This is a genomic window from Streptomyces sp. NPDC047079 (assembly GCF_040643755.1).
In the GTDB taxonomy this organism is placed as follows: Bacteria; Actinomycetota; Actinomycetes; order Streptomycetales; family Streptomycetaceae; genus Streptomyces.
The window spans coordinates 355,838-382,100 of sequence record NZ_JBEYUZ010000003.1 but is presented as its reverse complement, the minus strand read 5'-3'; the positions used below and the strand labels follow the sequence as shown (position 1 = coordinate 382,100).

Sequence of the window (26,263 nt, the reverse complement as noted above, 5' to 3'; positions counted from 1 at the left end):
ATCCAGGCCACAGCAACAGCCTGGAACTCGCCCGTGGTTGGGCCCGACCTCTCTCGAAGCCCCGATGCTTTCCGGGCAGGAGGAGGAACGGTGGCCGCTGATCAGAGTCAGCCCCAGAGCCCGGTCCGGACGGCGGCCGGCAGCGGCCCGCCGCGAGCCACCGGCGCCATGACCGCACTCCTGACCTGCGCGATGGCCTTCTCGATGATGCAGCTCTTCCTGCTTGGCGCGCTCGGGCCGAGGCTCGTGGGCGACCTGAAGGTGTCACCGACCGTGCTGGGGCTGACGACCACCGTCGGCTTCGGCACCGCGGCGGTGCTCTCGCCGGTGGGCGGCCGTGTGGTGGACCGGCTGGGTCCACGCCGCTGCCTCGTCGCGTTGCTGCTGGTGTCGGCGGTGGCGCTGGCGCTGATCGGGTCGGCGCCGGGCGCCGCGTTCCTGCTGGCGGCGGTCGCGCTGGGCGGACTCCCGCAGGCACTGGCGAACCCCGCCACGAACAAGGCGATCCTGGCCGCCGTACCGGCGGAGCGCCGCGGCTCGGTGACCGGGATGAAGCAGTCCGGGGTGCAGCTGGGCGCGTTCGCGGCCGGGCTGCCCCTGGCGGCGCTGGCCGGGGCGGCCGGCTGGCGGGGTGCGGTGTGGACGGCGGCTGCGGCGGCCGTGGTGGCGGCGGTCTGGGCGGCTCGCACCCTGCCCGCCGACCCGCCACCGAAGGCCGCGCCGGCCGTGTGGGTCCCGCGCGGCATGATCGCCTGGCTGGCCGTCTTCTCTCTGCTGTTGGGCTGCGGCATCGCGTCGGTTAACACGTATATGGCGCTGTACGGCACGCGGAGGCTCGGGCTCGGGGCGACGACGGCCGCCGGGCTGGTGGCGGTGCTGGGCATCGCGGGCATCGCCGGACGGGTGGGCTGGTCGAAGGTGGCGGGGCAGCCGGGCCGGGCGGTGTGGCTGCCGGGCGGCCTGGCCGCCGGTGCGGTGGGAGCCGCGCTGCTGCTGGCGGCTTCGGCGTACGCGCACCCGCTCGCTTGGGTGGCCGCGGTGGCCGTCGGCACCTTCGCTGTGTCCGCCAACGCGGTCTCGATGGTCCTGGTGATGCAGCGTGCGGCGCCCGGCCGGGCCGGACAGGACTCGGCGCTGGTCTCGGCCGGGTTCTTCGCGGGGTTCGCGACCGGCCCGCCCCTGTTCGGGCTGCTGGCGGACGCCGGGCGGTACGGAACGGGGTGGCTGCTGGTCGCGGGCGAGTTCATGGGCGCGTGTGCGGTGGCGCTGGTGTGGGCGGTGCGGGACCGGCGTTCGGACGTACGGCGATGAGCGCGTCGCAGCCATGCAGCGAAGTCGGCGTTCCGCGCTGGACCCGGACCGCGCTGGAGTCCGTCCTCGAACGGGCCGCGGTCACGAGCGCCCAAGTCGCGGATCGCTTCCCGCTGTTCGCGGATCCCGGCACCGGCCGGTGGACAACGACGGGCCGGGGCTCGTGGACGGGCGGCTTCTGGGCAGGGCTGCTGTGGCTGCGCGCCCGATATACCGGGGACACGGGCGACCGCGAGGCCGCGGTGCGCTGCACCGACCGGCTCACGGACTGGGTGGACGCCGACACAGCCACGCGCGGACTGATCCTCTGGTACGGCACCGCACTCGCCGACACCTCGGAGGCCGCCGTCCTGCAAGGCCGGGCGGCTCACGCCTGCCGGCACGCGTACGACGGTGAACTCGGCCTGGTCCCCTGGGGCTCGGCGTTCGGCGGCCCCCGCCTCCTGGCCCGCGTGGACGGCGTACCCGGCGTGGTGCCCCTGCTGGCCACGGTGGACGCGCGGGCGGCCGAATCCCACCTACGCCGCCACCTCGAACTCTGCCTCGACGAAGACGCCATCAGCTGGTCCTGGCGGTACGAGCGCCCGGGGAGTTGGACGCCCTGTGACGATCCACCGCCCGGCTGGAGCCGGGGCCCGGCCTGGCTGCTGCTGGCCGTGGCCGACGCCGTACACCACCTTGAGGCCGACGATCTCAAGGACGCCGTACGCCACCTCGCGGACATGCGTGCCGTACCACCGGCAGACGAAGGGCACCCGGAGAGCCCACTCGACACCTCTGCCGCCGCCATCACCGCCGTTGCCCTGCTCAAGCTCGGCCACACGGACAGGGCCGTCGCACTGCTCGACGAGTTGGTCCACGCCCATCTCTCGGCCGACGGCGGTCTCCTGGACGGCTGCTACGACCTCGCCTCCGGTACGGCGACTCGACACGAGCTGATCTGGGGGAACTTCTTCCTCGCTCAGGCCCTTGCCGCGGTCACCGGCCTGATCGGCCCGCACGAAGCCTAGGTGCTTCGGAGCACCCGTCGCGCGACCGAGGTGATGTGCAGTTCGTCCGGGCCGTCGAGGATCCGGGCCGCCCTGCCGGTGCGGAACAGGGAGGGCAGGGCGGTGTCCGGGCCGAGGCCCGCGGCGCCGTGCACCTGGATCGCCGCGTCGGCCACCTGCTGGAGCGTGCGGGCGGCGGCCACCTTGGCGAGGCCCACCTCCACAGGGGCGTCGAGACCGGCGTCCAGCCGTGCCACGGCCTCGTACACAAGCGGGCGGGTCGTGCGCAGGGCGAGCAGCGACTCGAAGACGTGGCGCTGGACGAGCTGGAGGTCCCCGAGCGGGCCGCGCGAGCGGGTACGGGTCATCGCGCGCGAGCGCATCAGCTCGAACGCCCTCCCCGCCTGCCCCAGCCAGCGCAGACACCGCAGAGTGCGGCCGAGTTGCAGCCGCTCGCCCGCGACAGCCAGGGCCTTGCCGCGCTCGCCGATGAGATGGTCGCCGTCGACGGCGACCTCGTCCAGCTCGATCTCCCACTGCCCGCCCGCGCCGAGCACCGGCAGCTCACGGACGACGCGGAAGCCCGGCGAGCAGCTGGGCACCAGGAACAGCGACATCCCTTCGCGGTCCGGCGGTGTGCCGTCCGTGCGGGCGAGTACCGTGACGAGGTCGGCGTCGGCCGCCCCGCTGGTGAACCACTTGCGGCCGCTCACGCGCCATGTGCCGTCGTCTCCGGGTACGGCACGCGTGGTGGTGAGGAAGGGGTCGGTGCCGGGCGTCTCGGGCTCGGTCATGGCGTAGCAGGCCCGTATGTCCCCGGCGACCAGGCGCTCGGCGTACTGCTCACGGACGGCCGGGCTGCCGTGCCGCCGCAGCATCAGCACGTCGAGGAGGGGGGCCGAGCCGAGAGCGGCCGGGCCGTGGTCACTGGCTCCCTCGGCTTCGGCGACATGAGCGTAGGAGCGCAACGGCAAACCCTGTCCGCCGAGCTCCGAGGGAAGCGGCAGCGCCCACAGCCCCTCGGCCTTCGCCTCGTCCTGGAGCCTGCGCATCACGGCGGCGGCCTCCGCGCCGCCGGCGTCCAGAACGGATTCGCAAGGCACCACCCGCCCGCGCACGAACTCCGCGACGCGATCCCTCACCTCTGCCGTCTCCGCCGGGCACTGGGGCATTCCGGTGATGGCCTCCATGCGGGTGTCCGTCACTTTCCTCGAAGTCCGCGGGAACCCGGGCCGCACGCCGTCCGACTCCCTCTTCCGTGGAACAGGTCGGGGGCGACCGTCCCCGGGTTCCCGCGCGTCAGGAAAGGAGAGGCATGGCAACTCCCGCCATACCGGCCGTCGCGCGGACGGCCGGCCCACTCGACGGCCTTCGTCTGGAGCGCTCCGGTCCGCCGGGCCCGGCAGACGGCCTCGTCGCGGAGCATCTGCGACTGCTGGGTGCCGAGACCGACGGCGGCTCCGGCGGCCGGCTCACCGTCACCGGACGCGACATCGGCGGCTTCACCGCCCGCACCACGTGGGGCGAGACCGCAGCCGACGAGGCCACCGCCCAGGCGGCCGCCGGCATCATGGCCGTGCACGGCCGCCGCGACGGCACCCCACGCGGCCTCGCCGTCGACTACGCCGCCACCGCCACCGGTGTCCTGACGGTGCAGGGTCTGCTGGCCGGCCTGCTGGCGCGGGCGCGCGGCCGGAACGTCGCCGAGGTCGAGGTCAGCGCGGAGCGGGCCGGGCTGCTCACCGTCTCCCAGTACCTGGCCGCTGCCGGGGCGGAGGAGGACGAGGCGGCCGAACTCGCCCCCGGCGGGCCGCCGTTCACATCGGCCGACGGGGTCGTCTTCGAGCTGGAGACGCTCGACCCGGGCGTGTGGGCGGCGTTCTGGCGCACCCTGGACGCTCCCGAAGAATCGATACGCCGAGGGTGGCGTCCCTTCCAGTTCCGGTACGCCACGGCCTGCGCGCCCTTCCCACAGGCGCTGCACGAGACGGTGCGGGCGCACTCCTGGGAGCGGATCCGGTACGCCGCCGAGGTGTCCGGCGCCGATCTGTGCCCCTTGCGCTCGCTCACCGAGCGCGCCGCCGAGTACGACGGCGCGGCGCCCTGGGAGCTGACCCCGCACACCACGGCGGCGTACACCCCCGGCGGAGCCACCGCCGTCGACCTGCCCCTCGCCGGATTCACCGTCCTGGAAGCCGGGCGGCGCATCCAGGCTCCGCTCGCCGCCCACCTCCTCGGCCTGCTGGGCGCCGGGGTGATCCGGATCGAACCGCCGGGCGGCGACCCGTTGCGCGGGATGCCGCCCGCGTGCTCGGGCGTCTCGGCGCGCTGGCTGGCCTTGAACCGGGGCAAGAAGGCCGTAGAGGTGGACATCAAGTCCGCAGCGGACCGGGAACTGCTGCGCGGAATGGCCGCCGACGCGGACGTGTTCCTGCACAACTGGGCGCCGGGCAAGGCCGCCCAGCTCGGCCTCGACCACGAGCACCTGACGGCCGCCAACCCGGCGCTCGTCTACGCGTACACCAGCGGCTGGGCCGACCGGCTGCCCGGCGCCCCCATGGGCACCGACTTCATGGTCCAGGCCCGGACCGGGGTGGGCGAGGCCGTACGACCGGCCGACGAGGAACCCGCACCGTCCCTGATGACGCTGCTCGACGTGCTCGGCGGCCTGCTCGGCGCCGAGGCGATCCTGGCCGGGCTGCTGCTGCGGGAGCGAACGGGGCACGGCGTACGCGTCGACTCGTCGCTGCTCGGCGCTGCCGACGTGCTCACCGCACCCAACCGGGCCCGGGCCTCGCAGGGGCTCGACCCGCGCCGACCAGCCGGATTCCGCCGCCCCCTCCCCACTGCCGACGGCTGGATCGCCCTCGCCGACCACTCCGCAATCCCGTACGACGTGCACGACCTGTCCACCGAGCAGGCGCTGGAACGGCTGCGCGACCGCGGCCTGGCCGCCGTCCCAGTCGTCACCGACCTCGCCGACCTGCTCTCCTCCGGCCCGATCAGCCGCGACGCGCACGGCGCCCCCGCCGTCCCGGACCCCTGGAGCTTCGCATGACCGTGGACCTGCACGACCTGCTGCCCGCCGAGCTGCGCCGCACCTGGGCCGTCGACGGCACCTGCCCCGACCTGGACCTCTACAGCCTCTACCGCGCCCGCCAGATCGCCGACCTGCACCGCACCGCGGTCATCGACGCCAAGGGAAACCTCTGTTACACCGCCCTCGACCGCAAGGCGCGATGTCTGGCCGCAGGGCTGTCCGGGCTCGGCATACGCGCCGGTGACGTGGTCGGCATACAACTCCCCAGCGGACGAGGCGCCGTCATCGCCGACCTCGCCCTGGCCGCCCTGGGCGCCATCGCGCTCCCCTTCCCGGTCGGCCGTGGCGGGCGCGAGGCGGCCTCGCTGCTGCGCCGGTCGGAAGCGGTCGCGGTGATCGCCGCCACCGAGCACCGCGGCAACCACCACGCAGCCGACCTGCTCACGCTTGCCGCCGAGCTCCCCGCACTGCGCACGGTGATCGCCGCCGGGCCCGGCGCCCCGGAAAGGGCGGTCTCCTTCTCCGCACTGCTGCGCACCGATCCCAAGTCGTTCGTCCCGGCCCGCCCCGACCCCGACTCCGCCGCCCGCATCCTCGTCTCCTCCGGCTCCGAAGCCGAGCCGAAGATGGTGGCGTACTCCCACAACGCACTGGCCGGCGGCCGCGGCAACTTCCTCGCCTCGCTCATGCCGGACGAGCAGCCGCCGCGCTGCCTCTTCCTCGTGCCGCTGGCCTCCGCCTTCGGCAGCAACGGCACCGCCGTCACGCTCGCCAGACACGGCGGAACGCTCATCCTGCTCGACCACTTCACGCCCGAGGCCGCCCTGGACGCCCTCGCCGCGCACGAGCCCACCCACATCCTGGGCGTGCCGACCATGATCCGGATGATGCTGGACCGGATCGCAGACGGGCACCATCCTACCTTCAGTCCCCCGACGGCTGTCATCGTCGGCGGCTCGCCGCTGGACGAAGCCACGGCCGAGGAAGCCCGCCAGGTCTTCGGCTGCCCGGTCGTGAACCTCTACGGCTCGGCCGACGGCGTCAACTGCCACACCGGACTGTCCGACGAGCCCCTGCGCGGAAGGGGGCCGGGCGTCCTCGCCGGCCATCCCGACCCGCACGTCGCCGACATCCGCATCGCCGTCCCCGGCACATCCGAACTGGAGGAGGCGCCGCGCGGCTCCGTCGGTGAGATCGTCGCCCGTGGCCCGATGACCCCGCTGTGCTACGTCGCCGCCCCCGACCTCGACGCCCGCTACCGCACGGCCGACGGCTGGGTGCGCACCGGCGACCTCGGGCTCATCGAGGAGGACGGAAGCCTGCGGATCGTCGGGCGCCTGAAGGACGTCGTCATCCGGGGCGGGGCCAACATCAGCCCGGCCGAGGTGGAGATCGAGCTGGCGGCACATCCGCTCGTACGGGACGTGGTGTGCGTCAGCGTACCCGATCCGCTGATGGGCGAGCGGCTGGCCGCCTGCGTCGTACCGCGCGGGCAGGCCCCCTCGCTCAAGGAGTTGTGCGCACACCTGGACGCGCGCGGCCTGGAGCGCCGCAAGCACCCCGAACGCCTGCTGCTGCTTTCGGAGTTGCCACTCACTCCGGCGGGCAAGCCGGACCGGGCGCTACTGCGTGGGCGGTGCACCGCACAGACGCAGGAGTCCCTCACACAGGCCGTCTGACCGTACGAGTGCGGGCCGCCCGGAATCCCCGGGCGGCCCGCACTCACGTCACGACAAGCGCGTCAGGAGGAGGCCATCGCCTTCTTGATGGTCTCCGCGGCGTTCTTGTAGACCGCCAGCAGGTCCAGGTCCTTGCCCGGATAGTTGACGATCTCCACCTGCTTGGCCCCCGAGTCGGGCAATACCGTGCCCGACGTCATGTGCACGTTGTCGAGCACGTACGCGGGCTTCTTCTTCTCCAGGTCCGACAGCTGCTTGGCGGTCACGGCCTGAGGGCCGTACGTGCCGCGCAGCTCCGCGCCCGCCATCTTCGCCGACCAGACGGAGAAGAGCTGCGCGACGACGGCCGGCGCCTTGCCGCCCGGCCACGCGGCCTTCAGCTCCTTCTGCAGCATGCCGTACTCGCTCTTGAAGGACGTGTCCCACTTCGTGGCGGCGCTCTGGGTACCGAACAGCTTGCCCAGCCGGGTGACTTCGGCACTCGCCTTGTCCGTGTCGTTGTCGAGGTTGACCTCGACCATTTTCGCGCTCGACCCGGCGGCGTCCTTGATCTTCTTCGCGTACGGCTCGAAGGAGGCGTACAGCACGAAGTCGGCGTCCGCGACCGCCGCGAGGTCGGACGGCTTGGGGTCGTAGTCCGGGGCGTGCTGCACGGACGACGGCACGATGACCTTCACGTCCTTGGCGCCGGCGGCCTTGGCGAGGGCGCCCTCCCAGGTGGTGGTGGCCACGACGACGGGAGCACTGCCGTCCTTGTTCGGGCTCTTGTCGCCGCTGTCGGCCTTGTCAAAGCCGCAGGCGGTGGCGGTCAGCGCGAGGGCGGTGCTCAGGCTCAGTGCGAGGACGGGAGGGACACGGACGATGCGGACGCTGGTGCGCGCCATGAGCGGATTCTCCGTTCGGGGATGAGATGGACGACCAGGACGAGGGCCCCGGCGGTGAGGACGAGCACGGGCCCGGGCGGCCAGTCGAGCTTCAGCGCGACCAGGAACCCCGTGAGGTTCACGGCGACGCCGATACCGACCGCCCAGACGGTGATGGACTTCAGGGACGTGCCCAGCCGCCGGGCGGCGAGCGCGGGCAGCAAGGTCAGCGCGTCGACGAGCAGCGCGCCGGTCAGCTTGAGGGCCCCGGCGACGGACACCGCGACCAGGCCGAGCAGCAGGACGGTGAGCAGATCGACGCGCACCCCGGAGGAGAGGGCGAGTTCGCGGTCGTAGAGGAGGAGGGCCAGATCGCGGCGGCGCCACCAGAACAGGGCCGGTACGACGACGGCGAGCACGCCCAGCAGCCACAGGTCGGACGTGCCCACCGACAGGATCGAGCCCCACAGCAGCGCGAACGCGCCCTGCGCGTTGACCCCGGACACGGCCAGGACCAACAGCGCGGCGGCTATCGCCAGGCTCATCAGCAGGCCCATCGCGCCGGAGAGACCGTCCGGGGTGCGGGCCAGTGGCGCGACACCGGCGCCCGCCAGGGCGCAGGCGACCAGCGCGCACAGCATCGGATCCAGCCCGGTCAGAAGCCCGACCGCGATACCGAGCAGCGCCACGTGCATCATCGCGAACCGCACCGGCATGATGTCGAGCCCGACGATCACGACACCGATCACCGGAAGGCCGGCAGCCGCCAACAGCAGGGCGAAACCGGCCCGCTGGACAGGCACGAGCTGGAGCATCTGCCCGAGGTCGGCAGCGGCAAGGCTGTTCACGCGACCTCCCTCAGCCGACCGGCGGCCATCTCCAGTACCCGGTCGCAGCGGTCGGCCAGTGCCCGGTCGTGCGTGACCACCACGACGGTCACCGGCAGCGACAGCAAGACGTCGGCGGCCTCCTCCTGCCCGGCGAAGTCGAGAGCGGCGGTGGGCTCATCGGCCAGCAGCACACCCGCCCCGGCCGCGACACAGCCGACCGCACGGGCCAGATACATGCGCTGCAGCTGACCTCCGGACAACGTGTGCAGCGGGCGTCCGGTCAGCGGCCCGACGCCGAGCTTCTCCGCCGCCTCCTCCGCCGCGCGGGGTGCCCCGCTGCTGGCCAGCAGCTCGCCCGCCAGCAAGGGGAACCGACCCACCGCGGGTTTCTGCGGAATCCAGGCACACGCCCGGCGCCGCCACGCCCACTCGGCCGCCGTGCCGGTGCCCCGGCCGCCGACCAGGATCTGCCCGTCCGCCTGGCGGTGCAGGCCCAGCACGGCACGTATCAGCGTGGTCTTGCCCGACCCGTTGGTGCCGGTCAGCGCCACCCGCTCGCCCGCCGCGATGTCGAGATCCACATCGCGCACGGCCTCGAGTCGGCCGTGCCGACAGGCGACCTGGCGCATGCGCACATCCAGACCGTCCATCCCACCTCCTGTCCGTTCTCGGAGAGGAGTCGGAAGAGGAGGGCGATGAGTTCCCCGCCGACGGACGTGTTTTGGCGGCGTTGCTCTGCGCCCGCAGGCAAGGTCCGACGCTCGTCGCCGAGCCACCCGCTCCATGGACACCGCGCTGCTCGGCCCGGTGCTCGCCGAACTGCTCCACGGACCGCGCGGCCAGGCACAGCGTGCGGCAGGGCTCGCCCTGCACCGCACCGCCCCCGGCCCCGTGCCTGCCATCGCCGCCCGAACCGAAGCAGAGCTCACACCGCCCGCACGGTCCACCGCGGCGCGCCGCCCGGTCCGGCGGCGGCTCGGTCAGACGGCCGCCACGGCGGCGGTCACCGTCTCGCCGGGCGTCGCCGCCCCGCTTGCCTACGCCTACACCGATGCGCCCGCCCGCTTCACCGTCGTCAGCCACTACCTGGACGAAGACGGGCGATGCCGCCGACCGTCCGACCGGTGATCCAACATGGACCCCGGCGCAGGCGACCGCCACCAGCCCCGGCCCGGGAACGCGGCCCGGTGTCCGGGCCGTACGGTGACGGGTGCGTGGTGGCGGTCGGCGGCGTCAGGCGCTCAGCACCCCGGTGGTCAGCAGGCCGAGCAGCGCCACGCCGATGACGATGCGGTAGATCACGAAGGCGTTGAAGGAGTGCCGCGCCACGAACTTCAGCAGCCAGGCGATGGAGGCGTAGGCGACGACGAAGGAGACGGCGGTGCCGACGGCCAGCGGTACGGCACCGACCCCGGCACCCACGGCATCCTTCAGCTCGTACAGGCCGGCGCCGGTCAGGGCGGGGATGCCGAGGAAGAACGACAGGCGCGTGGCCGCCACCCGGTCCAGGTCCAGGATCAGCGCGGTGGACATCGTGGCGCCGGAGCGGGAGAAGCCCGGGAAGAGCAGGGCGAGGATCTGCGAACTGCCCACCAGCATCGCGTCCTTGAGCGTGGTGTCGTCCTCGCCGCGCTTGTGCCGGCCCATCTGGTCGGCCACCCACATCACACCGGAGCCGACGATGAGCGAACCAGCCACCACCCACAGCGAGCCCAGCGGCCCCTCGACCAGCTTCTTGGCGGCCAGGCCGACGACCACGATCGGGATGGTGGCGTATATGACCCACCAGGCGAACTTGTAGTCGTGGTGGTACCGCTCCTCGCGGTTGACGATGCCGCGGCCCCAGGCGGAGACGATCCGCACGATGTCCTTGAAGAAGTAGCAGAGCACGGCGGCGATGGCGCCTACCTGGATGACGGCGGTGAAGCCGACCACGGAGGTGTCGTCGACCGGGATGCCCATCAGCCCCTCGGTGATCTTCAGATGCCCGGTGGAGGAGACGGGCAGGAACTCGGTCACCCCCTCGACGATTCCGAGGACGACGGCCTGACCGAGGCTGATGGCGCTCATAGGGGTCCTTTTCTGCGGCGGGTGGGGTGAAGCCTGCCTCTGCTGTCCTCGGGCCCGGACGCATGGCACACTCGGACGACGACAGCATTTACACGGTCGTAGAAGTTCTACACGACTGTAGAAGACGGGCGGGAGAACGACAAACCCATGGGCGCCCACACACAGGGACGCGGCCCCAAGCGGGCCAACGGCGTGCGTGAAGCCGAGATTCTCGGTCTGCTGCAGCGGGCCGACGGCGCGCTGACCCCCGGGGAGGTCGCCGAGCGGCTCGGCGACGACCTGTCGTACAGCAGCGTGGTGACGATCCTCACCCGCATGCACACCAAGGGGCTGCTCACCCGCACCCCCCGCGGCCGGGCCTACGCCTACGCCCCCGTCACCGACGAGGCCGGCTTCGCCGCCCGCCGTATGCGCACCGTCCTGGAGGAGCGGCCCGATCGCGAGGCCGTCCTCGCCCGCTTCGCCGACGGCCTGTCCGACACGGACGCCGAGCTGCTGCGCCAGCTGCTGGACCCCGACCCACACCCCGGCCAGTAGGAAAGGGAGCCGCTCGGATGCACGTCGCCGTCTACCTGCCGCTGCTGCTCTCACTCATCGCCCCGCTGGGCGCCCGCCCGCTGGCCGAACGCTGCGAACCCCGCCTCGCCACCTGGCTGCTCACCGCCTCGGCCCTGGTCCTGGGCACGGCGAGCACGATCTCACTGGGCCTGCTGGCCGTGGCGGGTCTGATCCGCATCCCCCAACTCGCCGCCCTGGGCCACTGGTCGGCACACACCGCGCAGCACGACGACCCCGCGGCGCTGTCCGTTTCGCTGGTGGCCGGACTGCTGCTCGGCGGCGCCGTGCTCATGGCCGCCCGGATGCTGTGGCGACGTGCTCGCTCACTGGCCGCCGCCGCATGGGAGGCCGCCTGCATGCCCGCGCGCGACGGCCTGGTCGTCGTCGACGACGACGCCCCGGACGCCTACGCCATCCCCGGACTGCCCGGCCGGGTCGTCGTCTCCACCGGCATGCTGCACACCCTGGACGAGACCGAGCACGACGTCCTGCTCGCCCACGAGCGTGCCCACCTGACCGCCCACCACTACGCCTTCGTCGCCCTCGCGCAGCTCGGCGCGGCCGCCAACCCCCTGCTGCGCCCCCTTGCCACCGCCGTCACCTACACCATCGAACGCTGGGCCGACGAGAACGCGGCCGCCTCGACCGGTGACCGCAAGCAGGTCGCCCGCACCGTCGGCAAGGCCGCCCTCGCCGCCCACCGCACCACGGCCCTCGCCCGCACCGCGGGTGCCGCCCTCGGCATCCTCGGCCGGCGTGGCCGATCCGCCGGCGCCGGCCCGGTCCCCCGCCGCGTGGCCGCCCTCCTCGCGCCGCCGCTGGGACGTCACCCGGCCCTCACCGCGGCAACCGCGGCCGTCCTGACCGCCGCGACGCTCGCCACCGCCGAGGCCGCCCACGACCTCCACCTCCTGCTGAAGACCGCCGGCGCCGGCTGAGCGCTCCGCCAGGCACCGGTGGCTCCGCCGGCGGCTCCGCTGGAACCGGCGGCTGGAAACGCTGAGTTACCGCGAGGCCGGCGTCAACGGCCTGTTGCAGCCTCCGGCCCTGTTCGCCGGGATCAGCCGGTCGGGGAACACCATGGTCGGCGGACTGCTGGGGGCCCGGATCACGAGGACCCCGCCAAGTGCGGCCGCCGAGGATCGACGCCCTGCACCCACCGAAGCTGATAGGGGCGCCCGGGTCCTCGGTTGCCGAGGGACCCAACTGGGTTGACCATGACATAGGTGCGTTTCCTCACGCTTCGAGCAATGAGGGGCGTTTCGTCGAGGCTTGCACGTGCGACCTGTGGAGGACTCATGTACACGACTCGATCCCGTGCCCGTTTCGCCGCCGTCTGCGCCACCACCCTGTGCGTCATGGGTGCCACATCGCTCCCGGCCCTCGCTTCGTCGTCGCCGTCGGCGCTCTCCGCCCTGGACAGGCAGCTCCTGACCGCGGCCCACCAGGGAAACCTGTGGGAGATCGCGACCGGTCAGCAAGCCCAGAGCGCCGCGACCACCGCCTGCGTCAAGCGGGTCGGCGCCCACCTCGTCCACGACCACACCGCCCTTGATGCCGGTGTCGTCAAGACCGCGGGAAAACTCGGCGTGGCACTGCCGTCCGGGCAAACGGCCGAGCAGCTGAGGCAGACCGCCGCCCTCAAGTCCCTTGCCGGGACGCCCGCGTACGATGCCGCGTGGCTCAAGGCCCAGTACCCCGCCCACGTGGACACCCTCGCGCTCATCGACAAGGAGATCGGCTCGGGCACCAACCCGCTCGTGAAGTCCCTGGCCAAGAGCGCGCGTCCGGTGGTCGCACGCCACATCCAGATGGTCAACCACGGCGTGTGCCACGCGTAGGCGCCGCAGTGCGGCGAGTGAGGAGCAGGGCGAGGGCGGCGGCGGCCGCGAGGGCGGCGGCGGAGGCGCCGAAGGCGGTGCGGTAGCCGGCGGTGAGCGCTTCCAGGTGCGGCCGGTGGCCGGCTGCGTGGGCGGTGGTGGTGCCGGCGAGGGTGGCAAGTACCGCCAGTCCGATCGCGCCGCCGACCTGCCGAGTGGTGTTGACCAGGCCGCCGGCCAGACCGGCGTCCTGCTGGGGGACGCCCTCGACGGACAGCGTGGTCAGCTGGACGAAGGCGATGCTCAGGCCCAGGCCGATCAGGATGCTGGGGCCGAGGACGTCGGCGAGATAGCTGCCGTCGGGGCTGATCCGGGACAGCCACAGCAGTCCGGCCGACTCCGTCAGCAGCGCGCCGATGACGGTCGCGGTGGAGCCGATACGGCGGGGGATCCGCGGCGCCAGCGTGGAGCCGAGCATGTTGGCGAAGGCCAGGGGGAGTTGGCCGACTCCGGTTACCTGCGGGCTGGAGCCGAGGACCTGCTGCTGGTAGAGAGGCAGGAAGAAGAACAGCGCGATCCACACTGAACCCAGCAGGGCCATCAGCACGTTGCCGGGGGCCGTCCGGTGCGGAACAGGCGGGGCGGCAGCAGCGGGTTCGGGTGGCGGCGCCTCGACCACCGCCGTGAACAGCGACTCCTTGCTCGGGAACAGGCGGTAGACGTACGCCTGCGAGATGCCGGCCGCCTTCGCCACCTCGGCCGTGGTGGTGCCCCGGTAACCCCGGGCGGCGAAGGCGCCGATCGCGGTGCGCAGCACCGTCTCGCGGCGCTCCTCAGCGGTGGACAGCTGGCGGGACGGTCGTTCCTCATGTGAGTACTCAACCACTCACACTTTTGAGTATCAACCCGTCCACTGCCGACGTCCCTCTCGGCGCCGGGACTTGGATGCCGTGAGCCGCGGACGGCTCACCAGGCCCCACCACCCCTCGGGGCGAAAGGGGCGCCGGTTGCCGCGTGGGCGGAAGCGGCGCGCCAAGCAGGCGGAGTGGCGTGCCAAGTGGGTGGAGGCGGCCCTGAGTGGCGGTGAGGGCCGTCACACAACACCCACGAACCACAGAGAACCCACAGAAAACTCACCCACGAGTGACACACAGGCCGCACACGGTCTTCGGAAAGCCGCGTTAGCGTTGCTGGCCGCTCGATCCCACGTGCGAACGTGGCCAGGCCGCGGCCGAGGCCGCAGGCGCAGTCGACTCAGGAAGACCCGAAATGGACTACTGCTCCTCGTGCCGTCGGCATCTCAATGGCGCCCTGGTGTGTCCTGGGTGCGGCGCCTACGCCCCGGACATCGCTCCCCGAACGACCTCGAGCGCCGTCGCACCGGGACCGCGCGCGGCCATGACCACGGCGGAGGCACGGGAGTTCACCTCCTTCCCCGGTACGCGGCACCCCGGCGACCCCCGCGGCGAGGAGGCGACCCGGCCCGATTCGGACGCGGCCCCGCCCTTCCACCCGTCCGGCGACGTGGACGGCCCTCCCACGGCATCGCAGGGCCGGGCGGCGCGGCGCCGCCAGCTGGCCCGCTGGAAGAAGAACAAGCGGCGGGCCGCGGTCGCGACCGCCGTCGCACTCGTCGGCGGCGGTCTGACCATGACCGCGCTGGACCGGCAGTCCGGCGACCGGGCGCAGGCGGCCACGGCACCGGACGACCGGACCATGGGCGCCGCGGGGGAACAGACCGCTGAGGACGTCCGTCCGAGCGACCCGGCGTCGGCACCGCCCGGCAGGCACCGGTACTCGCCGTCGCCGCGGTCCCCGCACACCGCCTCCCCCGCCCAGCCGTCCGCCACCGGTGCCCCGCGCCGGCAGGGCGTCGTCACCGCGCCCCGTACCGCGACGCCGGACACCCGGCCGGACGCCGCGGCCACTTCCCGTCCCGTAACGACCTCATCCGGTCGACAGCAGACCGCCTCGGCCGTCACCGGTGGTACGGCGTCCAGCGGCACCGGTACGGCGGCGCAGCAGCCCTCGACGCCGCCGCCCCCGCCCCCGCCCGCGTCCACGCCCCCGGCCACCGGCGGGACCGACCCGGGAGCCCCGCAGGCGAACCCCTCGTCACCGGCGGCCACCTCGCCGGCGCACCTCTGTCTGCTGGTGGTGTGCCTCGGCTGACCGTTCGGCCGACGGTCGGCCCGCACGGTCGGCCGCCGGCCCCACGCCTTCCCGCCGTTCGAGCCGGCGCCTCACGCCCTTCCGCCGTTCGAGCCTGCGCCGACGGGGGCGCGGGTAGCGCCGCGAGCGGCTGCGGCGGCCCACACAAGGGCTGCCAGGCTCGCCGCGTGCACGGGGGTGAGGGCGTGGACGCCGCGCCTCCATCCGACGACGGCGAACAGGATGCCGAGCGCGGAGCCCGCCAGTGCCAGCCGTACGGAGCGCGTGGAGACCGCGCGGGCCGCGGTCACCGCACGCAGGATGCGCCACGCGTCCTCCAGACCGTTCGCGCAGACCAGGTCCGCCGACCAGGACGCCCGGGCACCCGGTCCGCGAGGAACCGCGACCGCGATGTCGGCGGCGGCCAGCGCCTCCGCGTCGGTGCCCGAGACCGCCAGAACCCCTTCGCCGTGCCTCTGGAGAGCGCTCACCCGGTCGGCGAGGCGTTCGCCCGCGCCGAGGACCTGGTCGGAGGGGGACAGCAGCTCGCGGACACGCTCGTCATCGGAGAGCCAGACACTCGCTCCGCGACCGCGGGCCGCGGCCAGCACCGGTGCGGCCAGAGGATCCGGGCCGCCCTCCGGCTCCTGGCTGTCGTCCACCAGCACCGACGCGTCGATCACCACGGCGGAGACCCGGTCGAACAGACGCAGTGCCGCGGGGTCGAGCGGTACGACGCCACGCCTGGCCAGATCGCGTCCGACCGCCGCCGCGAAACCCTCCCGCCCGTAGCGGGCGGCCCTGGGCACGGTGGCGAGCAGCGCGTCCGCCGCCCGGCCCGGGCTGCCCGTCAGCGCGAGCACCGAGGCCGCGGCGACGGGAGCGAACGGCGCCAGCCGCTCTTCCCACCGCTCGACCGGCCCGGGCCGCGGATCCCTGGCGCGCAGATGCCGTGCCGGCCGTGTGCCGGGCACACAGGACGGGCCGGGGCACAGGTCCCTCTCGCGCCGCTCCCAGACCTGGCGCCGGGCGCGGATCTCGCCGAGCAGGAGCATCCTGCTCGCGGCGTCCACCAACGGCATGGCCATGCCGTCGCGCAGCCCGTTGACGGTGGCGCTGACCAACGACAGCAGCAGATCGGTCTCGAACGGCCCGATGCGCCGAACCAGGGGCCTGCGCAGTTGCCGCTCCAGCTCCAGCGCGGCCACGGCGGCGGAGACCGGCCGGGGCAGCGGCGGGAGACAGAAGATCTTCTGGACGGCGGCGGCGGTCACCGCGGCGCCGTCGACGAGCAGTTCGCTCGCCACGGCCGCAACCGGCACATCGTCGCCCGGCGTCACCGGCAGGGCCCAGGCGAAGGCCTCGTCCTGTACGCCCTCGGCCTCCTCGACCGCCCTGATCACGTCCAGAATCCGCTCGATGCCGACGTCGCTCTCGTCGAACGCCAGCAGCACCGCACCGGTCACGGCGTTGACCTCGGCCCACCGCACCCCGCTCAGCTCGCGCAGCGACCCGGTCACGGCACGGACCAGCCGCTCCCGTCGAAGTCCACCGTGCTCCAGCCCGCGTATCTCGATGTGCGCCCGTCCGTGACCGGTCCAGACACGACGGCGGTGCCGCCGCGGATGGAGATCGACCAGAGCACGTCCCAGGCGGATGAACCCTCCGGGCGTCCCGGCTGCCGCGAAGACCCCGTGCCGGGCGGCCGACATCCCGGCACGCCCCGCCCAGCCGGCGGCGCGCAGTCCCGCCCTGGTCACCCCGGTCGTCGCACCGCCGCCCGTCCTGACCGCCGCCAGCCCCGCGACTCCGGCCGTGAGGGCGCCCACCCTGCCCAGGGTCCGCGCACCGGTGATCCCCGCGGAGGTCACCGCAGTCAGGGCCCCGCGCGCCTCGCCCAGGGGAGTTGTCCGGGCCAAGCGCCCCGGCAAGGCACGCAACGCGTCCACACTTGCAGCCACGTCGAATGGGTACCCGCGATCCGCCGGGCGGATCAGGCTTTCCCGCAAGTCCTACGGTGACGGAGCAACCGGTCGACGGGGCAACCTTCGTACCGAGCGTGCGTCACGGCCACGCTTAGAGGAGTCCCCCGATGAAGAAGTACGCGACCTACGTGGTGTTCGCCGCACTCATCATCTGGATCGCCTTCCTCGTGTTGTGGATCGCCCTCGATCCCCGCCACGGCGCCGGGCTCCCGTGACAGTTCGCAGGGGCCGGACACCGCCGCGGGTGTCCGGCCCGGCCGCCGTCGAAGGGGCTCAGGTCCTGACCGTGAAGTAGAGCCAGCCGCTCCACGTGCTCAGGTTGGTGTTGTCCTTCGTGCTGTGCACGTACTCCGAGCGCACCCGGAACCGCTGGTCGACCGCGTGGCTGAGGGTCAGCTGCGCCGCCGCGGTGCTGTTCCGGTCGAGGGAGAGGCAACCCGAGGTGCTGAGCGTGTGCCAGGCGCCGCCGTAGTACTCCTGGATCTGGAAGTGCTCGCACTGACCGGACTTGTTCGGCGTCACGGTGGCGGTGACCCGCGGCTTCGCGGTGTGGTGGTAGACGCGGTAGGTGGTGCCGCCGTACGTGGTGCTCGTGTAGTAGCCGCCCAGCGTCTGGGCGATCTTCACCTGGTCGTAGGCGGTGCGGCTCGCCGTGGCCGGGGCGTAGCGGTAGTCGCCCGCGAAGGCCGCGGTGAACGTCGTGTTGCGGGTCGGCTTGTACGTGGCCGACAGGTTGCCGTGGCTGTCCACGGTTCCGGTCTTGACCAGCGTCTTGTTGCCGCCGTAGGGCTGCGCGTAGAGCGAGACCGTACGGCTGTTGTACGTCGTGCCGAGGTGGGCGGTGACGGTGGCCGTCGCGCCGTACGCGTACGAGGACGCGTTGGTGGTGACGGACACGGCCGTCGCGGTACGGGACACCTGGACGATCGCGGACGCGGTGGCCGGCTGGTGGGCGGCGTCGCCCGGGTAGCTGACCGTGTAGGTGTTGGCGCCGCCGATGGACGGCGTGTCCTTGACGGTGATCGTGCCGTCGGCTCCCACGGGCACGGTCCACTTCACGGGCGTCGTCGTGTGCGCGCCGTCCGCGCGGGACACGGTGACCGTCTCCCCGCTGCCGTACGGCGCGTCGCCCAGCGTTCCGGTGAAGGTCAGCGCGGCGCCGCGCGTGGCGGTCGTCGGGGCCTTCAGGGTCAGGGCCGGGGCGTACGGGGAGACCTGCATGCTCGGGTCGGAGACCGTCGGCTCGTGCGTGGCGTCACCCGCGTAGGACAGGTGGTAGGTGAACCGTCCGGCCACGCCTGGGGCATCGGTGACGGTGAACTCGGTGGTGGCCGGGTCGACGCCGACCGACGGGAGCTGCGTCGTCTCCTGGGTGTCCTCGTTGGTCCTGGACACCTGGACCGTGGTGCCCTGCGGCAGGCTGCCGAGACCCAGCTGGCTCATGAGCGAGCCGGTGAAGACCACCGAACCGGGCTTCGCCGAGCTGACCTCCGGCGGCACGAGGGTGGTCTGGAGCCTCGCCACATACACCGTCAGCGAGGCCGTCGCGGCCCGGTGCGTCGCATCACCGGCGTATGTCACCTGGTAGGTGTACGCGCCCGCGTCCTGGCGGGTGTCGCTGATGGTGAACGAGCCGTCGTTGCCAGCGGTGGCGTCGGGCAGTGCCGTGCCGTCGCGGGTGACCTGGAGCGACGCGCCGGCCGGGAGGAGGCCCCTGGTGCTCAGCGATCCGGTGACCCCGTACTGCTGGGTGGGGACCGCGTACTTCGGGGGGTCCAGGGTCAGTTGGGTGTCGCTGAGCTTGGGATCGCTCAGCACGTCGAGGGTGTAGGCCCCCGAGGAGTCCCTGGTGACGGCGTAGAGCGTCAGGCCGTCGGCTCCCCACTCCAGGCCGTCCGGGGCCACGGTTCCGGACGGGAATCCGACGTGGTTCTCCGCGAGCGTGTGCGAGCCGGCGTAGAGGTGGACGCCGGCGGCCGGTCCGGAGGTACTGCCGACCGCGATCGTCCCGTCGGCGTCCACGGCCAGCGAGTTCGGCCCGGAGTTGGACCCGCCGGTGTAGTACACGGAGGGGCTCGCGCCGGCGAGGTCCGAGGTGCGGTAGGCCTGGAGGGCGGCCTGCTGGGGCGCGGCGACAAGCACCGTCGTGCCGTCGCCGGTGACCTGGAACCCGGTCGCCGTGCCGCCGCCGACCAGGGTGTCGGCCTTGGCCGACGCCGTCCCGGAGGAGACGTCGAAGGTGGCCACATGGCTGAGGCTCTGCTGCGGCTCCGCGGCCGCGAGGACACCGCCGCCCGTCGTGAGCAGCGGCGCGGCCGACCAGTGCGACATCGCGGGCTGAGGGGTGGCCGCCGGGTCGGCGGCGGACGGATCCACCGAGCCGATGGCACCCATGCCGTCGGCCGTGTAGCCGTACCAGACCCTGCCGCCCGCCACGGCGACGGAAGCCGGGGCGCTGCCCGTCCCGGTCGGCCAGCGGGTGGACTCGGTGAGCGCCGCCGTGTCGACGGAGGCGACCGCGTCACCGTCCGCCAGCGCCGCGTAGAGCGTCCCCCCGTCGGCGGACAGCGCCAGACCGGTGGCGCCCTGCTCGCCCTCGATGGTGGTGACGGGGTCACCGGACAGGTCGGTGACCACGATGCCGGTCGAGCCGGCGCCCTGGCTGAAGAAGATGTGCTGGTGAGCGGAGTCCACCAGCATGTGGGAGTAATGGGACAGCGGCAGCGCCGCCGTGCTGTCGGCCCAGGCGGCGGAGCCGCTGAGGCCGACGGTGGCAGTGGTCAGCCCCGCGACGAGCGATATCGCCGCCGTGAGGGAGACCTGTTTGAGGCGCATGAAGCTCCCGGGGAAAGAGTGAACAAGCAAGCCGGACAATAGCGGCCGTGCCTGACACGGCTTCACCCGCGGGGCCCCGCCTCGGCCCGGGCCGGTGCGGGCGAGTCACTCCGCGTGGGCCGGGATCCGCATCCGCACCCGGTAGCCCCCGTCGCTCGTCGGGCCGGACTCGAAGGTGCCGTGCAGGATGTCCGCGCGTTCCTTCAGCCCCACCAGGCCCTGGTGGGCGCCCGGGAGGGGGAGGGCCGGGCGGGTCGGCGCGGTGTTGGTGACCGTCACCCCGACCTCGGGGCCGCCGTGCCACAGCTCCACGGTCGCCCGGGCTCCTGGGGCGTGCTTGCGGACGTTGGTCAGTGCCTCCTGGACCGTGCGGTAGAGCGCCCGCTGCGCGGGCGTGCCCACGGTGGGCGAGAGCTCGCCCTTCAGCTCCGCCTCGATCCCGCTGGACGCCACCAGCTTCCGCAGGTCGGCCAGGGTGGGTTGCGGGGTCAGCTCGGTGACGTCGCCGCCGGAGGCGCGCAGCAGCGTGACCATGCTGCGCAGCTCGTCGAGCGTGCCGACGCTCAGGGAGCGGATGGTGCGCGCGGCCTCCCGGGTCTCCGCGTCCTTGGCGGCGATCTGGACGGCTCCGGCCTGGACGGCGATCAGGCTGACCTGGTGGGAGACGACGTCGTGCATCTCCCGCGCCAGTTGGGCGCGTTCGCGGGCGAGGACGGCCTGCGCGTGCAGGGCGCGCTCGTGCTCCCTGGCCTCCTCGATCTCCACCAGGCGTTGCGACAGGTCCCGCCGGGCCTGGACGAGCTGGCCGAGCAGGACGGGGGCGGCGGCGGTCGCCAGGGTGTAGACGAAGTCGAGCAGGGTCCAGGTCCGGCCGAGCCACCCGCCGCGGTCCGGCGGCCAGGGGATCGCCGTGGCGAGCGCCGACAGGATCGCGCACACGGCGAGCAGACGGCGGTCCCGGGACCGCTCGGCCAGGGTGTACAGGGCGGTGATCGGGGCGACGAGGGTGTCCTGGACGAGGGTGGCCGGGAGGGTGAGCAGAAAGACCACCAGCGGGAACCGCCGGCGCACCGCGAGGGCGGCGCAGGCGACGGCGGCCAGCGCCAGGCCGGGCGGTGTGTCGTCGGAGAGGTTGAGCAACAGGTCGAGGGCGGCGAGGGCGACCAGGCCGGCGTCGATCAGGGGCGCAGGTACGCGTTCCCAGAGCTGCCTGCCCTCGAGCCTCGCGGTCGTCCTGGCAGTCCCGGTGGTCCCGGTCATCTCGGTCACCGCCCTTCCCCGTCGGCGTCCAGCAGCCCGGCCCGCTGGGCGAGCAGAGCGGCCTGTACCCGGCCGGCCACGCGCAGCTTGGTGAGGATGGCGCTGACGTGATCCTTGACCGTGCCGGTGCCCAGGTGCAAGCGGGCTCCGATCTCGGCGTTGGACAGGCCCTCCGCCAGCAGTACGAGCACGTTGCGCTCCCGGTCGGTCAGCAACTCGACGCGGGCCGCCTCCTCGTCGACGGGAGCGGGGGCGGTGCCGGGGTAGGTGTGCAGCAGGGTCCGGGACGCCTTCGGGGACATCACCACTCCGCCCGCGGCCAGCGTGCGGACCAGCTGGGCCAGCTGGTCCGGCTCGGTGTCCTTGAGCAGGAAGCCGGCCGCGCCGGAGTGGAGGGCCGTCAGGACGTACTCGTCGGTGTCGAAGGTCGTGAGCATCGCCACGACGGGCGGCTCCGGCAGCCCGCGCAGCTGCCGCAGAACGGTGAGCCCGTCCACGTCCGGCATCCGGATGTCGAGCAGGACGATGTCCGGCCGGTGCTCCTGGACGGCGGCCAGGGCGTCCGCGCCCGTAGAGGTCGCGACGACCTCGATGTCGTCCGCCGCGTTCAGGATGAGGCTGAAGCCGGACCGGACCAGTGCCTCGTCGTCCACCACCGCCACCCGGATCACGTGCGCACCACCCTGCCGCTCGAATCCCCGCTCCTGTCGACCCTAGTGCGCCGCCGCCCGGCGTGGTGTCGTGAGCCCCGCCTCCAGCCGATCGGGGGGTGGATGACCGCCGGTCGGCGGGGATGCCGAGGACTCCCGCCGGGTACCCCGCTGACCAGTGCTTTTCCAGTCTGGAGTCATGACACACGACGCAGTTCTCGTGGTGCCCGCGCCCCGAATGCCGCAGAGCGCGACCGGAGCAGGGGAGAGCACCAACGGAATACAGGAGAGCGGAGCACGCGGGAGCGCCAGGCCCTCGACGGGCCGCCTGATCGGCGTGGACCTCGCCCGCGGCCTGGCCGTGTTCGGTATGTTCGCGGCCCATGTCGGCGCCGACCCGAGCCAGGGCGGTGTCGTCGGCTTCCTGATGGAGCTGGCGCACGGCAGGTCCTCCGCCCTGTTCGCCTTCCTGGCCGGCTTCGCGGTCGTGCTCATCACCGGGCGCCGGGAACCGAAGACCGGGCGGGCCGGCCGCCAGGCCGTCGCCAAGGTGATCATCCGGGCCCTGGTCCTGCTGGCCCTGGGCAGCGCCCTGACCATGTGGGGCACGCCGATCGACGTGATCCTGGCCTTCTACGGGCTGTTCTTCCTGCTCGTGCTGCCGCTCTACCGGCTCGGTTCGGGGCCGCTCGCGGCGCTCGCGGCCGGTACGGCCCTGGTGTTCCCGCAGCTGCTCTACGTCCTCACGCCGCTGGTCGGCGCCGGCGCGTCCCCCTCCGACGGCGAGCCCGACGGCCTCGTCTCCCTGCTGTTCACCGGCAGTTACCCGGCCCTGAGCTGGATCCCGTTCGTCCTGGCCGGCATGGCCGTCGCCCGCCTCGACCTGGCCTCGGCCGCCGTCCGTACGCGTATGGCCCTGACCGGTATAGCGCTCGCGGTCGTCGGCTACGGGGGCTCGTGGCTGGCACTGCACCTCGTCCCCGGGGCCACCGACGCGATCGCGGCCTCCGGGTCGGGCGGTGCGGCCCTGTCGGCCTGGTGGTCCGACAACGCGGGCTATCCGGACGGAAGCACCCCGGCCTGGCTGCTGGCCGCCTCACCGCACAGCGAGACGACCCTGTCGATCATCGCCAACACGGGTGTGGCGATCACCGTCCTGGCCGCCTGCCTCGCCGCCATGGACGCCCTTCCCCGCCTGCGCCGTCTGGCCCGTCCCGCCATCGCGGTCGGCTCGATGTCGCTGACGGCGTACGTCGCCCACATCGTCGCCATCCAGCTCCTGGACATCGACATCGACGAACTGCCCGGCCCGCCGCTGTTCGTCCTGCTCGCCTTCATCGTGGCCGTCGGCGCCTTCGCCACCGTCTGGTCCCGCTTCTTCCGGCGAGGGCCCCTCGAACGGCTGATGAGCGGGGTGACCGGGATCGCCCGGTACGTTCCGTGACCCGGTGACCGCCGGGCAGATCATGCCGAGTCCGCCCGTACGGGCGGGCTACCGCCGGGGCACGGCTCGGCTGGTCGCGGCGCCTGAGGCGTCCCCGTACGGCGTCGTCCGTCAGCTCACCCCGAGCCGACGGACGACGCCGTTCCCCCTTCTCGCCGTGGTGGCCGGTGGGGGAACCCGGCGGGACGCGGGCCGGGACGGTCAGTCCCGGTCCGTCTCCCTGAGCCGGTCGGCATCGCAGTAGTCCTGGTGCCAGTAGGGATACGGCAGCGGCGGCCTGCTGACCGCGTCCAGGGCGGCCCGCTCCTCGGGCGCGAGCGACCAGGTCGTCGCGGCCAGGTTGTCGGAGAGCTGCCGCTCGTTGCGGGCACCGATGACGACCGACGTGACACCGCGCCCCTCCAGCACCCAGCTCAGCGCCACCTGGGCCGGGGACACCCGCCGCTCGTCCGCGATCTTCCGCAGGACGTCGATGGTGTCGAACGTACGCTCAGGATCGACCGGCTCGAACCAGCCCACCGCCCGCCGCGTACCCGTCGGCGGCGCGGCGCCCCGCTCCTGGTGACCGCTGAGCAGGCCGCCCGCCAGCGGACTCCACACCATCACGCCCACGCCCTCGGCCTCGGCCATGGGCAGCAGCTCCCACTCGACCTCGCGAGCGGCCAGGCTGTACTGGATCTGGTGCGAGGCGAACCGCTCCAGGCCTTGCCGCTCGCTGGTGGCCAGGGCCCGGGTGAGCTGCCAGGACGTCAGGTTCGACGCTCCCACGTAGCGCACCTTGCCGGACCGTACGAGGTCGTCCAGCGCCCGCAGGGTCTCCTCCCACGGTGTGCGGCCGTCCCAGCCGTGCGTCTGGTAGAGGTCGATGTAGTCGGTGCCCAGACGGCGCAGACTGGCCTCGACCGAACGCACGATGTGGTGCCGGGACAGCCCCCGGTCGTTCGGGCCGCTGCTGCCGTCCGGCATCTGCCAGCGCACCTTCGTCGCGATGATCGCGTCGTCGCGCCGGCCGGCGAGGGCCGCGCCGAGGACCTCCTCCGCCTGTCCGGCGGAGTACATGTCGGCCGTGTCGAAGAAGTTGACGCCCGCGTCCATGCTCAGGTGGACGAGCCGCCGGGCCTCGATGGTGGTGAGCTGGCCCATGTGCTGGAAGCCGTGCCGGCCCCCGAACGTCATGGTGCCGAGGCAGATCTCGGAGACCTGTAGGCCGGTACGGCCCAGATAGCGCATACGCATGGGGATCGCCGCCCTTCCGGTCTCAGTGCGCGTCGGCCACGACGGGCTCGTCGGCCACCGGGGCCCCGGCCACGGCGGTCTGCCCCGGCCGCAGGAACGCGATGGCGGCGAGGCCGGCGGCGAGCAGCGCGGCCGCCGCGGTCAGCAGGCCGTTCTGCACACCGTGGAGGACCGCGGCGGGTCCGCTGCCGCCGGAGGAGGCGATACCGGCGGCGGCGACCGTGGCCAGCACCGGGGTGCCGACGGTGACGCCGAGCTGCTGGCCCGTGTAGGCGAGACCGGTGGCCAGGCCCTGCTCGTGGTCCGGCAGGCCCGAGGTGGCGGTGATCATGTAGCCGACGACCGCGAGGAGGTGGCCGAAGCCGCCCGCGGCGGTTGCCACGAGAAGCAGCGGCATGCCGCCCTCGGTGTCGAGGAGGAACAGCACGGCCGTGCTCGCCGCCTGAAGGAGCAGACCGTAGACGAGCGCCCGGTGCACGCCGATCTTTCCGATGATCCGGGCCGCGAACGCGCCGCCGAGCACGGCGGCGACGCCGAGCGCGGAGAAGGTGAAGCCCGCGTTGAGCGGGCTCATCCCGCGGACCCGCTGCATGTACAGCGTGAGCAGGAAGACCATGCCGGTCATCATCGCGAAGGTGACCAGACCGGTGGTGTTGCCCCAGCTGACCGTACGACGGCTCAGCACCCGCAGGTCGACGAGCGGGGAGGCCACGCGCGACTCCACGGCGAAGAAGGCGATCAGCAGCACCACGCCGGCCGCGAGTGCGAGCAGGGTCGTACCGGCGCTCCAGCCGTTGCGCTCGGCCGAGGTGATGCCGTAGATGATCGACAGCAGGCCGCCGGTGACGGTGACCGCGCCGAGCACGTCCAGCCTCGGGGTGACCTCGCTGCGGCTCTCCTTGATCAGGATCGGGGCGGCGATGGAGGCCACGAGGCCGACCGGGACGCTGATGAACAGGGTCACGCGCCAGCTGGTCAGATCGGTGATGACACCGCCCAGCACCACGCCGGACAGGAAGCCGAGCGACAGCAGGGCGCCGTTGATGCCCAGCGCCCGGTCGCGCTGCGCGCCCTCGGCGAAGTTGGTGGTCAGCAAGGACATCGCCGCCGGGGTCAGCATGGCGGCGGCGACGCCCTGGGCCGCGCGCGCCGCGAGCAGGAAGCCGGGGCTCGGAGCGAGTCCGCCGGCCAGGGAGGCGACCGTGAACAGGGCCATGCCGACGATGAACCAGTTGCGGCGGCCGTAGAGGTCGGCGGCCCGGCCGAACAGCAGCAGAAGACCGCCGGACGGCAGGGCGAACGCGGTGACCACCCACTGGAGGTCGCTGAGCGCGAACCCGAGGTCCTTGCCTATGACGGGGAGCGCGACGCTGAGGATGGAGAAGTCCAGTGCGAGCATGAACTGCGCGCCGCACAGGAGGGCGATGATGAGCCACTGACGCGTGGTGAAACGCACCTTGGCCGGCGAGTCGACGGGATCGTAAGTCATGCCGCCAAGCTGGCAGTTGGCGCCTTGCGGCGGGGAGCCTGAATTTATCCTGG

At 73.0% G+C, this 26,263-nt stretch carries 22 protein-coding genes; 10 read left to right on the top strand and 12 right to left on the bottom strand.

Annotated features, from left to right (window positions below; all coding sequences use genetic code 11):
- Positions 1-168 precede the first annotated feature (168 nt).
- Both ABZ823_RS06600 and ABZ823_RS06595 read left to right on the top strand, forming a co-directional pair.
- Positions 169-1,311, top strand: a complete 1,143-nt coding sequence (locus tag ABZ823_RS06600) for an MFS transporter (protein WP_361654784.1) — start codon at positions 169-171, stop codon at positions 1,309-1,311.
- Positions 1,308-2,321: a sugar ABC transporter permease gene (locus ABZ823_RS06595; RefSeq protein ID WP_361654514.1), complete on the top strand. Its 1,014-nt coding sequence runs from the start codon at positions 1,308-1,310 to the stop codon at positions 2,319-2,321. The genes ABZ823_RS06600 and ABZ823_RS06595 overlap by 4 nt, the downstream gene beginning before the upstream one ends.
- On the opposite strand, the gene ABZ823_RS06590 is transcribed toward ABZ823_RS06595, so the two are convergent.
- Positions 2,318-3,490: an acyl-CoA dehydrogenase family protein gene (locus ABZ823_RS06590; RefSeq protein ID WP_361654781.1), complete on the bottom strand. Its 1,173-nt coding sequence runs from the start codon at positions 3,488-3,490 to the stop codon at positions 2,318-2,320. The genes ABZ823_RS06595 and ABZ823_RS06590 overlap by 4 nt on opposite strands.
- Positions 3,491-3,615: 125 nt before the next feature.
- On the opposite strand from ABZ823_RS06590, the gene ABZ823_RS06585 reads away from it, so the two are divergent.
- Complete coding sequence (locus ABZ823_RS06585; protein WP_361654511.1) at positions 3,616-5,358, top strand: CoA transferase; 1,743 nt, start codon at positions 3,616-3,618, stop codon at positions 5,356-5,358.
- Entirely contained in the window at positions 5,355-7,019 is a 1,665-nt protein-coding gene (locus ABZ823_RS06580; protein WP_361654509.1) for a class I adenylate-forming enzyme family protein, read from the top strand. Before ABZ823_RS06585 ends, ABZ823_RS06580 begins: the two co-directional genes overlap by 4 nt.
- Positions 7,020-7,081: 62 nt before the next feature.
- Here ABZ823_RS06580 and ABZ823_RS06575 read toward each other — a convergent pair whose 3' ends face one another.
- Genes ABZ823_RS06575 through ABZ823_RS06565 form a run of 3 tightly spaced genes read right to left on the bottom strand, consistent with a single transcriptional unit; the run spans position 7,082 to position 9,362 of the window.
- Positions 7,082-7,903, bottom strand: coding sequence for a zinc ABC transporter substrate-binding protein (locus tag ABZ823_RS06575; protein ID WP_361654506.1), 822 nt, complete (start codon positions 7,901-7,903; stop codon positions 7,082-7,084).
- Positions 7,852-8,730 (bottom strand): metal ABC transporter permease, encoded by an 879-nt coding sequence (locus ABZ823_RS06570; protein ID WP_361654503.1) that lies wholly within the window; start codon positions 8,728-8,730, stop codon positions 7,852-7,854. Before ABZ823_RS06570 ends, ABZ823_RS06575 begins: the two co-directional genes overlap by 52 nt.
- Positions 8,727-9,362: an ABC transporter ATP-binding protein gene (locus ABZ823_RS06565; protein ID WP_361654500.1), complete on the bottom strand. Its 636-nt coding sequence runs from the start codon at positions 9,360-9,362 to the stop codon at positions 8,727-8,729. Before ABZ823_RS06565 ends, ABZ823_RS06570 begins: the two co-directional genes overlap by 4 nt.
- A 133-nt stretch (positions 9,363-9,495) precedes the next feature.
- Here ABZ823_RS06565 and ABZ823_RS06560 point away from each other — a divergent pair, with 133 nt between their 5' ends.
- Positions 9,496-9,840 (top strand): hypothetical protein, encoded by a 345-nt coding sequence (locus ABZ823_RS06560; protein ID WP_361654497.1) that lies wholly within the window; start codon positions 9,496-9,498, stop codon positions 9,838-9,840.
- A 105-nt stretch (positions 9,841-9,945) separates the two neighbouring features.
- On the opposite strand, the gene ABZ823_RS06555 is transcribed toward ABZ823_RS06560, so the two are convergent.
- A complete protein-coding gene (locus ABZ823_RS06555) occupies positions 9,946-10,782 on the bottom strand; it encodes an undecaprenyl-diphosphate phosphatase (RefSeq protein ID WP_361654494.1) in 837 nt (278 codons plus the stop codon).
- A gap of 147 nt (positions 10,783-10,929) precedes the next feature.
- Here ABZ823_RS06555 and ABZ823_RS06550 point away from each other — a divergent pair, with 147 nt between their 5' ends.
- The 3 genes from ABZ823_RS06550 to ABZ823_RS06540 all read left to right on the top strand — a co-directional run bounded on the left by ABZ823_RS06550 (position 10,930) and on the right by ABZ823_RS06540 (position 13,181).
- Positions 10,930-11,319 carry a BlaI/MecI/CopY family transcriptional regulator gene (locus ABZ823_RS06550; RefSeq protein ID WP_361654491.1) on the top strand — a complete coding sequence of 130 codons (390 nt, stop codon included), beginning with the start codon at positions 10,930-10,932 and terminating at the stop codon, positions 11,317-11,319.
- A gap of 17 nt (positions 11,320-11,336) precedes the next feature.
- Positions 11,337-12,278, top strand: a complete 942-nt coding sequence (locus ABZ823_RS06545; RefSeq protein ID WP_361654488.1) for a M56 family metallopeptidase — start codon at positions 11,337-11,339, stop codon at positions 12,276-12,278.
- A gap of 360 nt (positions 12,279-12,638) precedes the next feature.
- Positions 12,639-13,181: a DUF4142 domain-containing protein gene (locus tag ABZ823_RS06540; RefSeq protein ID WP_361654485.1), complete on the top strand. Its 543-nt coding sequence runs from the start codon at positions 12,639-12,641 to the stop codon at positions 13,179-13,181.
- Here the strand turns inward: ABZ823_RS06540 and ABZ823_RS06535 are convergent.
- On the bottom strand, positions 13,156-14,046 hold the full coding sequence (locus ABZ823_RS06535; RefSeq protein WP_361654482.1) for an MFS transporter: 891 nt from the start codon (positions 14,044-14,046) through the stop codon (positions 13,156-13,158). The two genes, ABZ823_RS06540 and ABZ823_RS06535, sit on opposite strands and share 26 nt — an antisense overlap.
- Positions 14,047-14,558: 512 nt before the next feature.
- On the opposite strand from ABZ823_RS06535, the gene ABZ823_RS06530 reads away from it, so the two are divergent.
- Positions 14,559-15,332: a hypothetical protein gene (locus ABZ823_RS06530; protein ID WP_361654479.1), complete on the top strand. Its 774-nt coding sequence runs from the start codon at positions 14,559-14,561 to the stop codon at positions 15,330-15,332.
- 71 nt (positions 15,333-15,403) lie between these two features.
- On the opposite strand, the gene ABZ823_RS06525 is transcribed toward ABZ823_RS06530, so the two are convergent.
- The 4 genes from ABZ823_RS06525 to ABZ823_RS06510 all read right to left on the bottom strand — a co-directional run bounded on the left by ABZ823_RS06525 (position 15,404) and on the right by ABZ823_RS06510 (position 22,062).
- The gene (locus ABZ823_RS06525; RefSeq protein ID WP_361654476.1) at positions 15,404-17,140 is read right to left on the bottom strand and encodes a hypothetical protein; all 1,737 of its coding nucleotides are present in this window, start codon (positions 17,138-17,140) and stop codon (positions 15,404-15,406) included.
- A 429-nt stretch (positions 17,141-17,569) separates the two neighbouring features.
- Positions 17,570-20,131 (bottom strand): hypothetical protein, encoded by a 2,562-nt coding sequence (locus ABZ823_RS06520; protein ID WP_361654473.1) that lies wholly within the window; start codon positions 20,129-20,131, stop codon positions 17,570-17,572.
- Positions 20,132-20,236: 105 nt separating this feature from the next.
- Complete coding sequence (locus ABZ823_RS06515) at positions 20,237-21,391, bottom strand: histidine kinase (protein WP_361654778.1); 1,155 nt, start codon at positions 21,389-21,391, stop codon at positions 20,237-20,239.
- 5 nt (positions 21,392-21,396) lie between these two features.
- Complete coding sequence (locus ABZ823_RS06510; RefSeq protein ID WP_361654471.1) at positions 21,397-22,062, bottom strand: response regulator transcription factor; 666 nt, start codon at positions 22,060-22,062, stop codon at positions 21,397-21,399.
- A 178-nt stretch (positions 22,063-22,240) separates the two neighbouring features.
- Between ABZ823_RS06510 and ABZ823_RS06505 the strand changes: the two genes are divergently transcribed.
- The gene (locus ABZ823_RS06505) at positions 22,241-23,485 is read left to right on the top strand and encodes a DUF418 domain-containing protein (protein ID WP_361654467.1); all 1,245 of its coding nucleotides are present in this window, start codon (positions 22,241-22,243) and stop codon (positions 23,483-23,485) included.
- A gap of 201 nt (positions 23,486-23,686) precedes the next feature.
- Here the strand turns inward: ABZ823_RS06505 and ABZ823_RS06500 are convergent, their stop codons facing one another.
- Together ABZ823_RS06500 and ABZ823_RS06495 are read right to left on the bottom strand one after the other, a co-directional pair.
- Positions 23,687-24,721 (bottom strand): aldo/keto reductase, encoded by a 1,035-nt coding sequence (locus ABZ823_RS06500; protein ID WP_361654464.1) that lies wholly within the window; start codon positions 24,719-24,721, stop codon positions 23,687-23,689.
- A 22-nt stretch (positions 24,722-24,743) separates the two neighbouring features.
- Positions 24,744-26,210, bottom strand: coding sequence for an MFS transporter (locus ABZ823_RS06495; RefSeq protein WP_361654461.1), 1,467 nt, complete (start codon positions 26,208-26,210; stop codon positions 24,744-24,746).
- Positions 26,211-26,263 lie beyond the last annotated feature (53 nt).

What these genes read in the sequence shown, in the direction of transcription:
- ABZ823_RS06545 (WP_361654488.1), top strand. Translation starts at nt 11,337, where the DNA reads ATGCACGTCGCCGTCTACCTGCCGCTGCTGCTCTCACTCATCGCCCCG.
- ABZ823_RS06515 (WP_361654778.1), bottom strand. Translation starts at nt 21,391, where the DNA reads ATGACCGGGACCACCGGGACTGCCAGGACGACCGCGAGGCTCGAGGGC.
- ABZ823_RS06495 (WP_361654461.1), bottom strand. Translation starts at nt 26,210, where the DNA reads ATGACTTACGATCCCGTCGACTCGCCGGCCAAGGTGCGTTTCACCACG.
- ABZ823_RS06550 (WP_361654491.1), top strand. Translation starts at nt 10,930, where the DNA reads ATGGGCGCCCACACACAGGGACGCGGCCCCAAGCGGGCCAACGGCGTG.
- ABZ823_RS06555 (WP_361654494.1), bottom strand. Translation starts at nt 10,782, where the DNA reads ATGAGCGCCATCAGCCTCGGTCAGGCCGTCGTCCTCGGAATCGTCGAG.
- ABZ823_RS06560 (WP_361654497.1), top strand. Translation starts at nt 9,496, where the DNA reads ATGGACACCGCGCTGCTCGGCCCGGTGCTCGCCGAACTGCTCCACGGA.
- ABZ823_RS06540 (WP_361654485.1), top strand. Translation starts at nt 12,639, where the DNA reads ATGTACACGACTCGATCCCGTGCCCGTTTCGCCGCCGTCTGCGCCACC.
- ABZ823_RS06590 (WP_361654781.1), bottom strand. Translation starts at nt 3,490, where the DNA reads ATGGAGGCCATCACCGGAATGCCCCAGTGCCCGGCGGAGACGGCAGAG.
- ABZ823_RS06595 (WP_361654514.1), top strand. Translation starts at nt 1,308, where the DNA reads ATGAGCGCGTCGCAGCCATGCAGCGAAGTCGGCGTTCCGCGCTGGACC.
- ABZ823_RS06585 (WP_361654511.1), top strand. Translation starts at nt 3,616, where the DNA reads ATGGCAACTCCCGCCATACCGGCCGTCGCGCGGACGGCCGGCCCACTC.
- ABZ823_RS06575 (WP_361654506.1), bottom strand. Translation starts at nt 7,903, where the DNA reads ATGGCGCGCACCAGCGTCCGCATCGTCCGTGTCCCTCCCGTCCTCGCA.
- ABZ823_RS06580 (WP_361654509.1), top strand. Translation starts at nt 5,355, where the DNA reads ATGACCGTGGACCTGCACGACCTGCTGCCCGCCGAGCTGCGCCGCACC.
- ABZ823_RS06600 (WP_361654784.1), top strand. Translation starts at nt 169, where the DNA reads ATGACCGCACTCCTGACCTGCGCGATGGCCTTCTCGATGATGCAGCTC.
- ABZ823_RS06530 (WP_361654479.1), top strand. Translation starts at nt 14,559, where the DNA reads ATGACCACGGCGGAGGCACGGGAGTTCACCTCCTTCCCCGGTACGCGG.
- ABZ823_RS06565 (WP_361654500.1), bottom strand. Translation starts at nt 9,362, where the DNA reads ATGGACGGTCTGGATGTGCGCATGCGCCAGGTCGCCTGTCGGCACGGC.
- ABZ823_RS06500 (WP_361654464.1), bottom strand. Translation starts at nt 24,721, where the DNA reads ATGCGTATGCGCTATCTGGGCCGTACCGGCCTACAGGTCTCCGAGATC.
- ABZ823_RS06505 (WP_361654467.1), top strand. Translation starts at nt 22,241, where the DNA reads ATGACACACGACGCAGTTCTCGTGGTGCCCGCGCCCCGAATGCCGCAG.
- ABZ823_RS06520 (WP_361654473.1), bottom strand. Translation starts at nt 20,131, where the DNA reads ATGCGCCTCAAACAGGTCTCCCTCACGGCGGCGATATCGCTCGTCGCG.